The organism is Nitrospira sp., from assembly GCA_024998565.1.
Lineage (GTDB): Bacteria > Nitrospirota > Nitrospiria > Nitrospirales > Nitrospiraceae > Nitrospira_A.
This window is the reverse complement of record JACOEM010000012.1, coordinates 32,612-45,232: the sequence shown is the minus strand read 5'-3', so window position 1 is coordinate 45,232 and position 12,621 is coordinate 32,612. Positions and strand designations below refer to the sequence as shown.

The following is a 12,621-nucleotide window of genomic DNA, read 5'->3' as shown; positions in this document are numbered from 1 at the left end:
CTCCTTTACGCCGCCTTGCCGGTCAGCATCACAATTTTCTGCGCCGCTTCCCACAGATCATTGGCAACCTCCAGCTTGAGGCCAGACTCCGCCAATAGTTTGCGGCCTTCATCTGCATTCGTACCCTGAAGACGCACCACTAATGGCACGGTAATCTTCACTTCCTTGGCAGCTTCGATCACACCATGCGCAATGCGCTCACATCGTACGATGCCGCCGAAGATATTGATAAAGATGCCCTTCACGTTCGGGTCCTTGAGCAGAATCCGGAATCCCGCTGCCACCGTGTCCTTCGTGGCTCCGCCGCCCACATCCAGGAAGTTTGCCGGCTCGCTGCCCGCCAGCTTGATGACGTCCATAGTGGCCATCGCAAGACCAGCGCCGTTCACCATGCAGCCGATGTTGCCGTCAAGCTTGACATAATTCAGATTGTTCGCCGTCGCTTCGATTTCCAGCGGATCTTCTTCATTCAGGTCCCGCATTTTCTGAACATCGTCATGTTTAAAAATGCCATTGTCGTCGAATGAGACCTTGCCGTCCAATGCCACCAAGGTTTTTTCCTTGGTGATAATCAACGGATTGATTTCAACGAGCGCCGCGTGCTTCTCCATGAACAGGCGATAAAGGTTGCCGAGCATTTGCACAAAGGGATTGATGACGGCTGGTTCCATCGTCTGCAAGCCCAATGCGAAGGCGACATTGCGCCCATTGTGCCCCTGAAATCCAACGGCGGGATCGATCGCTTCCTTGATGATCTTCTCGGGAGTCTTTTCAGCCACCTCTTCGATTTCCATCCCGCCTTCGGTGCTGGCAATAAACGTCGGCCAACCGGTGTCGCGATCAACAAGAATGCTCAGATATAACTCTTTGGCAATATTGGCGCCTTCTTCGAGCAGCAGGCGATGAACCGTTCTCCCCTTCGGTCCAGTCTGGTGCGTGATCAAGGTCTTGCCGATCAACTCCTTGGCAAATCCTGCGACAGCCCCCTTGTCCTTGGTAATTTTGACGCCGCCGGCCTTACCACGTCCGCCCGCATGGATCTGAGCTTTCACTACGAAGACCGGCGTATTCAATTCGTTTGCCCAGGCAGTGGCTGCTTCCGGTGAGGTAATTTCCTTTCCCCGTGGAACTGGCACCCCGAACTGTGCGAACAATTGCTTGGCCTGAAATTCATGAACGTTCATCGAAACCTCATAAGAGCTAATGGCTCATGACAAATGGCGTAGAGCGTGACTATCGGCGCGGTCTCCTCGTAGGACCAGCCGCCATCAGCCATTCACCGTACGCTCTGGTTCTTTTCGTGTATAGGCGGGGAGAATCATCGGAGAGATCACACCGCTCGAGCTGCCGTGCTGCTTGGCCTCCGCCCGGAACCGTCGAAGATGTTGGAGAGTGAGCTTGCCTTGTGGCATGGATGCGGCGCGCGATGCCGCTGTCAACCCCGAGCGCTTTCCAAACACCATGAGATCCAGTAGCGAATTACCCATTAATCGATTCCGCCCGTGCAATCCCCCGGAAGCTTCTCCGGCGACGAAGAGATTCTTCACGTTGGTTTCCGAGTTGGCATCGATCTTCACTCCGCCGTTCTGATAGTGCAGCGTCGGATAAATGAGGACGGGATCCTTGCTGATGTCGATACCGAATCGCTCAAACTGCATCATCATGGCAGGAAAATGCTTTTCCACCGTTCCCGGCCCATGCTCTGCATCGAGCAACGGCGTATCCAACCAAACCCCGACACGACCGGACATGGTGCGAATACCACGGCCCTCCTCACACTCACGAATAATGGAGGAAGAGACGACGTCGCGGGTATCGAGCTCATTCACAAATCGCTCACCTTTGGCGTTCACCAGATGGCCGCCCTCTGACCTGATGCCTTCTGTAACCAACGCACCGATCAATTGCTCAGGATAGACCGCACCCGAGGGGTGATACTGAAACGTATCGATATGATCGAGCTTCGCGCCCATCCGATACGAGAGGCACAACCCGTCGCCGGTTGCGCCGTAGTGATTACTCGTGGGGAATCCCTGAATGTGCAGTCGGCCGATACCGCCGGTCGCGAGAATCACCGACTTGGCAGCCACTACGACGTGCCGGTGGTTATCGAGATCCTTAAAGATCGCCCCCGTGCAATGGCCATGGTCGTCGCTCAGCAGCTCAACTGCTGCGCAAAATTCGAGCAGCTGGATCTTTTGGTTCAGGACCTCATCCTTGAGCACACGCATGATCTCAAGCCCGGTATAGTCCGAACAAGTCAGCAGGCGCGGCTTCGAGCTCCCGCCCCCCTTCTTCACATGGAGATTGCCATCGGCTTGCCGGTCAAAAAGTACGCCTAGTTCAATTAGCCACTTGGCAATGGAAGGCCCATCTTCGACCATGACCTTGAGTAATTCGTGGTCGTTCTGCATATGGCCACCCTTGAGGGTGTCAAGGAAATGGGTGACCGGAGAATCTTCCGGCGCAACGGAAATCTGCATCCCGCCTTGAGCCATAACACTATTGGAGTCCCCGAGTCGTAGCTTCGTGGCAAGAATCACCTTCGCACCGGTACCATGGGCATGCAACGCAGCTGCACACCCAGCACCGCCGCCGCCGACGACCAAAACATCCGTTGTGTAGTGTGGGGTTAGATCAATATTCTCAGCGATTGAGCTATCCCCCTCGAGAAGGGCAGCGAGTTCGACAACCGTTTTGTCCTCCGCGTTCGGGCCAAATCGAATCGGACGATAGGCGCTGGTGCGGTAATCAGGATGATATTTATGGATCAGCTGGTCGCGATCGGCAGGGGAGAACTTCGGGATAGTCTGTTTACGGCGAGCGTCCCGAGTCTGGTGGACAATCTGTTGGAGTGCGTGAATATCCATGGTTTCACTTTCAGCACGGAGCACAGTCATCGGACATATCTGCCCGAGACCGGCGGACAGCACGAGGCATTACTTCACTGTCGCGCAGTGGTCGGCCAGCTCCTGTTCGTTCATTGCAAGCACTTTGTTCCATTCATCGTTGAAACGGCCGTCTTGAATTTCCTGAATACGGATATCCAGCCCCTGCGGCTTCTCCGTGAAATGAGCACCTTGCGCCCTGCTCACGTACAGGGCGACAAGATTGGGAGCAATGTCGGCAATACAGACCGGTGTGCACATCCCGCACATGACGCAATCCATGAACATCTCGGAGACGCTCTTGAAATCACCGAACACTGCCTTCCAGACCCCTTCCCGCACGTCGATTTTCTGAGGGCAGGCTTCTGTACAGGCATTGCAATTGCGGCAAAGTGGCGCTTCCGGATAGAGATTGAAGAGGTCTTGCTTCGGATCTTTGAGCGACTGGATGTCGTACAGAGCCTTACGAGCAGGAAACGGCGGCATGATGGTGAAAGACATGCCGTCTTCCACTGCCATCTGGCAAGCCAAGCAGGTCCGAACCTTCGGATCATCCTTGGTTCGATAGTAGGTCGCACAGGCGCCGCAGAACCCTCCGAGACAGCCGGCTCCGCGCACCACCTCCTGACCCGTATGCCATAATGCCTTGATGACGGTGATACCTTCCGGCACTTCATACTTCTTACCGGAAATTTCAATCGTCACCATTTTGTGGCGCAACACTTCCGGCTGATCGATCACATTGGTGTCTTCTTGTGCCATGTTTCTCTCGTGAACCGCTGAAAGCCAGGCGTGGGGAGATTCGATTCTCCCTCACGCCTGACGCCTAATTGACGGATACGCCTCTACGCAATTGCGTCGATGATAGCATTCAGCGTGGTGCTCGGACGCATCGCCTTGGACGACTTCGCGTCATCAGGGTGGTAGTACCCACCTGTATCGACCGGCTTCCCCTGAGCCGCAATCAGCTCCTCAGATATCTTGGCTTCGTTATCTGCCATTTCCTTAGCAACCTTGACGAAGCGCGCTGCCAAATTCTTATCCTGCGTCTGCTGAGCTAACGCCTGCGCCCAGTAGAGAGCCAGATAGAAGTGGCTGCCACGATTGTCGATTTCTCCGACTTTGCGCGCCGGCGATTTATTGCTCTCCAGGAACTTGGCATTGGCTTGATCGAGAGTATCTGCTAGCATTTTCGCCGCGGGATTATTCGCCACTTTGGCCAGATGCTCCAGCGAGGCGGCCAACGCCAGGAATTCTCCGAGCGAATCCCACCGCAGATAGCCCTCTTCCTGGAACTGCTGCACGTGCTTCGGCGCGGATCCTCCCGCACCGGTCTCGAACAGACCACCGCCGTTGAGCAACGGCACGATCGAGAGCATCTTGGCGCTAGTTCCGATTTCGAGAATCGGGAACAGGTCCGTCAGATAGTCGCGTAACACGTTCCCCGTCACTGAAATCGTGTCCTTGCCTTCCTTGATCCGTTCCAGCGAGAGACGAGTTGCATCGGCCGGCGTCATGATCCGGATATCGAGCCCGTTCGTATCGTGTTCTTTCAGATACTGATTCACCTTCGTGATCAGTTGCGCGTCATGCGCCCGGTCCTTGTTTAACCAGAAAATCGCCGGCGCGCCGGTCGCCCGTGCGCGAGTCACGGCTAGTTTCACCCAGTCGCGGATCGGGGCATCCTTCACCTGACACATACGCCAGATGTCCCCTTCTTCGACCTTGTGCTCCAGCAACGCTTTTCCAGACGCATCGACAACGCGAATCGTACCGTTGCCCGGCGCCTTGAAGGTCTTGTCGTGTGAACCGTACTCTTCCGCCGCCTGCGCCATGAGTCCGACGTTGGGCACGCTACCCATCGTCTTCGGGTCAAGCGCGCCGTGCTTCTTGCAGAAATCGATCACCTCGCGATAGACCGGGGCATAGCTTGCATCGGGAATTACGCACTTGGTGTCAGCCAGCTTCCCGTCCGGGCCCCACATCTTGCCGCTGTCCCGAATGACCGGCGGCATGGAGGCATCGATAATGATGTCGCTCGGCACATGGAGGTTGGTGATCCCCTTGTCGGAATTCACCATCGCCATCGGAGGACGCTGCTTGTACACCGCCTGAATATCTGCTTCGATCGCCTTGCGCTGATCTTCCGGTAACGCCTTGATTTTAGCGTAGAGGTCGCCGATCCCGTTGTCCGGATCGACACCCAGCTTCTTCAGCGTCTCGCCGTGCTTCGCAAACACATCCTTGTAGAAAACCGTTACCGCATGACCGAAGATCTTGGGATCGGAGACCTTCATCATGGTCGCTTTCATGTGAAGCGAGAACAACACGCCCTGCTTGGCCGCATCCTGAATTTGTTCTTCGAGGAATGTGCGCAAAGCCTTGACGCTCATGAAGGTCGCGTCGACCACTTCGCCTGCCTGCAAGGCTACTTTTGGCTTCAGAACAGTGGTTTTACCATCCTGCCCGACGAATTCGATTCGCGCATCGGTCGCAGCGGTCGTGGTCAGCGACTTTTCATTCGAAAAGAAATCTCCACCCTTCATGTGACTGACGTGCGATTTAGAATCTGAACTCCAGGCTCCCATCTTGTGCGGATGCTTCCTGGTGTGCGCCTTCACAGACAAGGGCGCCCGGCGATCCGAGTTACCCTCGCGCAAGACCGGATTGACTGCACTGCCCTTGACTTTGTCGTAGCGGGACTTGATATCCTTCTCTTTGTCGTCCTTCGGATTTTCAGGATACTCGGGCAGCTTGTAGCCCTGGCTCTGCAATTCCTTAATGGCTGCCTGCAACTGTGGCAGCGAGGCGCTGATATTGGGCAACTTGATGATATTGGCTTCCGGTTTCTTGGCCAGTTCGCCCAATTCGGACAGTGCGTCCGGTTGCCGCTGTTCCGGCGTCAGATATTCAGGAAACACCGCAAGGATTCGACCGGCCAGCGAGATATCCCGCAGTTCCACCGATACACCGGCTGCCTTGCTGAAGGCATTAATGATCGGCAAGAGCGAATAGGTCGCGAACATCGGCGCTTCATCAGTCTTGGTATATATGATCTTGTCAGCTTTCGTAGTCATGATTCTCCCTCTTATCCCCCCATGAGTTAGTTCAGCGCATTCAGCGCTGAACCCGCCTTGAACCAAGCGATCTGCTGTTCAGTGATGCTGTGGTTCGTTTGGATGGTCAGAGCTTTGCCATCCGCCTTGTGTATGGTGACCTGCACCGGCTTGCCGGGGGCCAAATTATTCAACCCCGTCACGCTGATGCGGTCCTGCTGCTCGATTTTGTCGTAGTCCTTCGGATCTGCGAAGGTCAAAGCCAGGATTCCCTGCTTCTTCAGATTGGTTTCATGAATCCGGGCAAAACTCTTAGTAATCACGACTCTGACATTCAAGAATCGAGGCGACATCGCCGCATGCTCGCGGCTGCTACCCTCACCATAGTTCTCATCACCCACCACGACCGACCCAATACCTTTGGTCTTGTAGTCGCGTGCGATCTGAGCAATGGTAAGGTTCGACTCACCCGTGAGGACATTTGTTCCTTTGCCGGGCTCTGCTGTAAAGGCACTGTTTGCGCCCAAGAACATGTTGTCGCTAATCTTATCGAGGTGCCCACGGAACTTGAGCCATGGCCCGGCCGGAGAAATATGATCCGTGGTTGTCTTTCCCTTCGTCTTGATTAATAGCGGCAATTTTTCGAAATCTTTACCATCCCAGCGTGGAAATGGCTGAAGCAATTGCAACCGTTCGCTGGTAGCCGGTATGTCCACCGTCAACCCCTCGCCGTTTTCAGCAGGAGCCACGAACCCCTCTTCACCTTTCGCAAAACCCTTGGCAGGCAGTTCCTCCCCCTGCGGTGGCTGGAGCTTGAACTCTTTTCCATCCGCGCCCTTGAGGGTTTGATTCACGGGATCAAATCCCAAGTCACCTGTAATGGCGTAGGCGGTCACGACTTCGGGACTTGCTAGGAATGACAAGGTTTCGCTGATTCCGTCATTGCGACCAGGGAAGTTGCGATTAAATGAGCTGACAATTGAATCCGCCTTACCCTTCACTCCGTCAGCCCGCTTCCACTGCCCGATGCAGGGGCCACAGGAATTCGAGAGGACCGTTCCTCCGAGCTTTTCAAACGTCGACAAGAACCCGTCACGCTTCATCGTATGATAGATGCGTTCGGATCCGGGAGAGACGAGGAATGACGCCTTCGCTTTCAACCCAGCCTTCAAGCCCTGCTCGGCTACATGCGCAGAACGACTAATGTCTTCGTAGGAAGAGTTCGTACAGCTACCGATGAGTGCCGCTTTCAACTCAACCGGATATCCCTTCGCCTTTGCCTCCGCCGCCAACTTTGAAATCGGCCGGGCAAGATCCGGCGTATGCGGACCAACTACATGCGGTTCAAGTGTCGAGAGATCAACCTCAACGATCTGATCGTAATATTTCTCGGGTGACTGGTAGACCTCGGCATCGGCTACGAGCAGATCCTTGTGCGACTGGGCAAGGTTCGCTAAATCAGCCCGGTCAGTGATGTTCATGTAGGCAACCATTTTCTGGTCGAAGGGAAAAACGGAAGTCGTAGCCCCAAGCTCCGCACCCATATTACAGATAGTGCCCTTGCCTGTGGCACTGATCGTTTCGGCACCCGGGCCGAAATACTCCACAATCTTGTTGGTCCCACCCTTCACCGTCAGCAAACCGCACAGATAGAGAATAACGTCTTTCGGCGAAGCCCAACCATTCAATTTTCCCGTCAGACGCACGCCGATCAATTTCGGATGGAGAACCTCCCATGGCAAACCTGCCATCACTTCACCGGCATCTGCTCCGCCGACACCGATCGCCAGCCCGCCTAAACCACCACCGTTCGGTGTATGTGAGTCCGTTCCAATGATCAAACAGCCGGGGAACGCATAGTTCTCCAACACCACTTGGTGGATAATCCCTGCTCCTGGCTTCCAGAAGCCAATGCCATACTTCTTCGCCGCAGAAGCGAGGAAATTGTAGACCTCTCGATTTTCGTCCATCGCGCGAAGCAGATCCTTCTCGGAACCCATTTCAGCGCGAATGAGGTGATCGCAATGGATCGTACTCGGTACGGCCGCTTTCTTCTTATTGGCCTGCATGAACTGCAGCATGGCCATTTGGGCCGTGGCATCTTGCATGGCCACACGATCTGGCCTGAGCGCCAACATCGCCTTGCCTCGCTCCCAGGTCTGCGCGTCGAAATTATCTGCATGCGCGACCAAGATTTTTTCAGCCAGGGTGAGTCCACGACCGAATTGCTTTCTGGCCTTGGCGAACACATCCGGCATCTTGGCATACAGCTTCTTGGCGAGATCCATCGACATGACTTATCTCCTTATAATATGTCTGCCGCCAGCGCAGACCCGTCAACCGACAGGGATCGCAAAATCTCCGAGAGCGGATTGACGAATCACTCTTGACGACCGACCATTGTCGCCTTACTTCAACGGCGGAACTTCCCGCCTCTTCGGTGCCGCATAATTCACAAGGTAATCGAATAAACGGATAAGCCGGCTATCTTGACGTTTTTGGTCAACCCAGTGTCCGATCAATCCGATCGTCCGCGAGAGAATGAAGAATCCGTTCAAGCTATCGACTGGGAATCCGATATCGACCAGTACGGCCGCCATGGTCCCATCGACGTTCAAAATCAGGTTATCTTTTTTGACGGAGGTAATTTTCTCTACTTCCAGCGCGAAATCCAGGCATGGCGTCTTGATGTGCAAGCTCTTCACGTACCCAACCAATTCCTTCACTCGCTTATCCGGATTGCGCAAACTCTTCACACGATGACCGATTCCCGGAACCGGCCCATGGTTTTTCTTCATGTAGGCCAAGAATTCGTCGACCGACATCTTGTTATCAACTGCATATTTAAAGAATCGTCCGGCATCAGTGACCGCACCGCCGAAGCGCGGACCAATCATAATCATGCCTGCGGCGACTGATTGCGACAGTCCGATCCCAGCACAGGCCGCAAGAATTGTTGCGTATGCGCCGCTCACGCAGGGACCGTGATCAGCAGAAAGCATCATGATGCGCTTAATGATCTCGGCTTCCTGCTTCGAGATCAGCCGCTTGTCCCACAAAAGACCGATGACGTGAGGAATTTCGTAGCCCTTGTTAATGAGCTCAGAGGCAGGATAACCGTCGTAGCAAGGCTCATCGCCGCGGTCATCGCTGATGGTCGTACGGATCAGCGGCGAAACCATAACCTCATCGGCCTTCATCGCCTCTTCGACGGTTTTTGGCAACCGAGGCAAGACAGCAGGCTCGACCGGCTCCTTGACTTGGCCGGACTTCAAGAGATCTTGATAAGTTTCCTTGATGGCGGGACCAAGCGCGCCAAACGTTGGCGGCACGAGGGCCCCGGCTTTCTTTAGCGCATCGGATTTGGAGCGGGCTGATCCTTCACCCTTCATGCCCTCTTTCGCGCCGGCATGACCGAATTTCATCCCCTTCGGCAAACTCTCCTGACAGAAGCCCGAGACCACGGCAATCAACTTGACCCGCCGTTTTTTGGCGCCATACCATTCTGCGGCCCGCTCTTCGAGATCGCCGCCCATCTCTCCGACAATAACGACCGCCTTCGTTTGGGGATCGTTCTCGAACATCTCGAGATAACTGACGTAATCGGTGCCAGGATAGGCATCACCGCCGATACCGATAGCCGTCGTGATCCCGTCGGCAAACTGAGAACAGATCCAAATGATTTCGTTCGAGAGACCACCGGACTTGGTGATGACGCCGAACGATCCTTCACGATAAAGCTTGGAGAGAACAAGATTGTCGAATGCACCACCAATTACACCAAGCCGGCACGCTCCAGCAGAGATGATACCAATGGATGAGGGGCCGTTAAAAACCTTCCCCAACTTACGCGCATGAGCGCCAAGAATCTTGGCATCTTTTTCCGGCACCCCCTCGGTGATCATTGAGACCACCTTGATGTGAGAATCGTCCAGCGCCTCCATACCACCCTTCATCGCGCGGTCTGCGCCAATGTATACGAGACTGGTATTCAGGGTCGGATGATGCTTGGTGGCCTCAGCAATGGACTTGTAGACAGGAATGGCGATCAGACCACTGCCGTATGGAATCTCATTGCTCTTGCCGGCATCGGGCGGATAGACAAACGCCTCAACATTGAGCGGACGCTTAATGAGATAACAGAACTCGGCCATGCGACGGGCAGCGTTGACACCGGCTTGACCACCCTGGATCACCACACGGGTGTCTTTGTTTGCCAGAATACTCATCTCGGGATCTCCCCTTATCTTCGGTTGGTCATAGGCGGCAGGCTACTTCGCTTGGAGTGCCTTGTCGACAATGTCGGTGAGCGGTGTATTGCGGTCGAAGACATTGATGTCAAAGCCTTCTTCTTTCAACGCGCGCATCGCATCAAGCCCCTCTTTTTCCCGCGGCCCACCGCGGCGCACCCAAATCTTTACGTTCTTCAACTTCCCTTCGGACTTCGCCTTCCTGAAGCCGTTGATGATCCCTCCGAACGTCTTCTTCACGTCGGTGAAATTGGCGATCGCACCACCAACGATGATGTTCCTGATTCCCGGCAGAGAACAGACCTTTTCCGTAAGGACCTCGACGGCCCAATCGGGTGGATCACCGGAGTATTCGGCATAGTTGGCCAACTTGCCGCCACGCGCCACGACCGCGTCGGAGTAGTACACGCTGGCACCACCGCCCGCCGGCAACATCGCTGTATCCCCACCAGGAATTTCGATGAATTTAACTGAGCCTTTAATCTTGCTGTCGACAGCCATCACCTCAAGCTCTTGCTTGGAATAGGCACGGCCAAACTCTGCCGCAAAAGCGAAGTTCCAGTCCGGATGTCTAAATTTGGCATCGCCGTCGAGCAATGTCACGGCATCAAGCGCGACCAGTTCTTCATCGGCGGCACGAAGGACGACCGGATTCACCTCGAGATACTGCGCATCTTCACTGTCGAAGCAGGCAAACATTTTCCCTGCAAACTCAGCCATCTTCTTCGCGAGCGGCCCGCTAAATCCTGCCTCTTTCGACAGTTTTTCGAGGGATTCAGGAGAAGGAGATTGCCCGATCTCAAGACACAACCGTTTGACACGTTCCCAATTTGATTCAACTTCGATCCCGCCACAATTGGCAACCAGGATCTCACTGCCTTCGCGCGTTGATTTGACCGCGCAATAATACTCTTCCTTGTGTGGGATCATCTCAGAGACAATCACCTGAGTCACGGTGATGCTGCCGACCTGACGGCCAATCATCTCTTTAGTGGCAGCTTCAGCCGCCTTGAAGTCCAAATCGATCTTCACCAGCCCCAACTTGAAGCGCGACCCAAGAGCCTCGTGCGCTTTCGCAACGAGCTTGGACTTCTTCAGCCATTCATTGGCCTGACCGAGCCTGGACAACTCATCAACGGAAGTGACGACCACGTAATTGGGAACATTAATTCCCCACTTCTTCATCAGCCCCATCCCGGGACCTTCCAGCACTTTCGCCATGATTGACGACTCCTTGGTGTGTGATAGGGCAGAGAAACGGAGCGGTAGAGTACCGAATTCTGCTGATTAGCTCAATCCTCCAAAAGGCCCAAGCTTCAAGCACAGAAGTCCTACCATAATGAGCACCGAAGATTCATCAGCATAAATAATTGATAACGTTATTATTGTCTCCGATGCTTCGAGGTTTGCGGTTAGCGAGACCTTTCAGGCCCTGTGGGACGCCGACGCCCGTTTCGCTGGCATGTGGGACAGTAAAACGAACTTCGTTCGCCGCCTGAACGACAGATGACCGTACCGCAGGCATTCGGGCAGGGCTCACCGGCCCTGGCATACACCAGATGCCTGCTCTTGTACTGGCCTTCGGTCCCATCCGGCGCAAAAAAATCCCGCACACTCGACCCGCCCAAGGCGATGGCGTCCCGCAGCACCTCCCCCATGACTTGATAGAGCTGCGTCATCGCCTTCCCTGAAATCGTATTCGCCGGCTGATCGGGATGGAGCCGGGAACGGAAAAGGATCTCATTTGCATAGATATTACCGATCCCTGCGATAACCTGTTGATGCATCAGGAGAGACTTCAGCCGACTCCGTGTCGCTCTGAGCACACACAAAAATTGCTCATGACTGATCATGAGGGGGTCATAGCCGAACCGGCGAGTGACATATCGATCCAGCCCCGCTTGGTCAAGCAACGATAAACGACCAAACCGGCGCGGATTCCAATATCTGACATCAGGCTCAGAACAACCATCGAGATGCAGGATAAAGTGGGTGTGGTGGGGATGCTTGGTCGAGGTGGATCGAAACAGCAATAATCCGGTCATACCTAACTCCGCGACGAGGAATCTCGGCTCCTTGCCGCAGAGAAAGTGAAGAATCACGCTTTTTCCCTTCCGCTCGACCCCTGTAATCTTGCCCTGACGATACTGTTCCAGAGAAGGCAACCCTTCTCGCACGATATCCTCACGGCCAATCCAGCAATCACGGACTGTAGCTCCGACGACCCGTTCGCGCAGTTGACGCGCAGCGACCTCGGCTTCCGGCAACTCAGGCATTAATATTCTCTCGGTGGCGGAGTGGACTATATGGAGGGCAAATTACGCCATGGGGCCGAGTTAAAATGCAACTCCAACCTGCGATAGTCCAGGAGGCATCAATTTGGATGAGTATAACGGGAGCGGCCGATGGGGGATGAGGAACCGACGA

General features: G+C 54.7%; 8 protein-coding genes. All 8 read right to left on the bottom strand.

Annotation, left to right across the window (positions count from 1 at the left end; all coding sequences use genetic code 11):
* Positions 1 to 5: 5 nt before the first annotated feature.
* Positions 6 to 1,184, bottom strand: coding sequence for an ADP-forming succinate--CoA ligase subunit beta (gene sucC / locus H8K11_16945; protein MCS6265440.1), 1,179 nt, complete (start codon positions 1,182 to 1,184; stop codon positions 6 to 8).
* A gap of 84 nt (positions 1,185 to 1,268) precedes the next feature.
* Complete coding sequence (locus H8K11_16940) at positions 1,269 to 2,870, bottom strand: FAD-binding protein (GenBank protein MCS6265439.1); 1,602 nt, start codon at positions 2,868 to 2,870, stop codon at positions 1,269 to 1,271.
* Between the two features lie 69 nt (positions 2,871 to 2,939).
* Complete coding sequence (locus tag H8K11_16935) at positions 2,940 to 3,650, bottom strand: (2Fe-2S)-binding protein (protein MCS6265438.1); 711 nt, start codon at positions 3,648 to 3,650, stop codon at positions 2,940 to 2,942.
* An 83-nt stretch (positions 3,651 to 3,733) separates the two neighbouring features.
* Positions 3,734 to 5,965, bottom strand: a complete 2,232-nt coding sequence (locus tag H8K11_16930) for an NADP-dependent isocitrate dehydrogenase (GenBank protein ID MCS6265437.1) — start codon at positions 5,963 to 5,965, stop codon at positions 3,734 to 3,736.
* 26 nt (positions 5,966 to 5,991) lie between these two features.
* Positions 5,992 to 8,238, bottom strand: a complete 2,247-nt coding sequence (locus H8K11_16925) for an aconitate hydratase (protein MCS6265436.1) — start codon at positions 8,236 to 8,238, stop codon at positions 5,992 to 5,994.
* A 114-nt stretch (positions 8,239 to 8,352) separates the two neighbouring features.
* Positions 8,353 to 10,173 (bottom strand): ATP citrate lyase, encoded by a 1,821-nt coding sequence (locus H8K11_16920; GenBank protein ID MCS6265435.1) that lies wholly within the window; start codon positions 10,171 to 10,173, stop codon positions 8,353 to 8,355.
* A gap of 42 nt (positions 10,174 to 10,215) precedes the next feature.
* Positions 10,216 to 11,415, bottom strand: coding sequence for an ATP citrate lyase (locus H8K11_16915; GenBank protein MCS6265434.1), 1,200 nt, complete (start codon positions 11,413 to 11,415; stop codon positions 10,216 to 10,218).
* A gap of 191 nt (positions 11,416 to 11,606) precedes the next feature.
* Positions 11,607 to 12,470: a bifunctional DNA-formamidopyrimidine glycosylase/DNA-(apurinic or apyrimidinic site) lyase gene (mutM, locus tag H8K11_16910; GenBank protein ID MCS6265433.1), complete on the bottom strand. Its 864-nt coding sequence runs from the start codon at positions 12,468 to 12,470 to the stop codon at positions 11,607 to 11,609.
* Between the last annotated feature and the right edge of the window lie 151 nt (positions 12,471 to 12,621).

What these genes read in the sequence shown, in the direction of transcription:
- sucC (MCS6265440.1), bottom strand. Translation starts at nt 1,184, where the DNA reads ATGAACGTTCATGAATTTCAGGCCAAGCAATTGTTCGCACAGTTCGGG.
- H8K11_16940 (MCS6265439.1), bottom strand. Translation starts at nt 2,870, where the DNA reads ATGGATATTCACGCACTCCAACAGATTGTCCACCAGACTCGGGACGCT.
- H8K11_16935 (MCS6265438.1), bottom strand. Translation starts at nt 3,650, where the DNA reads ATGGCACAAGAAGACACCAATGTGATCGATCAGCCGGAAGTGTTGCGC.
- H8K11_16930 (MCS6265437.1), bottom strand. Translation starts at nt 5,965, where the DNA reads ATGACTACGAAAGCTGACAAGATCATATATACCAAGACTGATGAAGCG.
- H8K11_16925 (MCS6265436.1), bottom strand. Translation starts at nt 8,238, where the DNA reads ATGTCGATGGATCTCGCCAAGAAGCTGTATGCCAAGATGCCGGATGTG.
- H8K11_16920 (MCS6265435.1), bottom strand. Translation starts at nt 10,173, where the DNA reads ATGAGTATTCTGGCAAACAAAGACACCCGTGTGGTGATCCAGGGTGGT.
- H8K11_16915 (MCS6265434.1), bottom strand. Translation starts at nt 11,415, where the DNA reads ATGGCGAAAGTGCTGGAAGGTCCCGGGATGGGGCTGATGAAGAAGTGG.
- mutM (MCS6265433.1), bottom strand. Translation starts at nt 12,470, where the DNA reads ATGCCTGAGTTGCCGGAAGCCGAGGTCGCTGCGCGTCAACTGCGCGAA.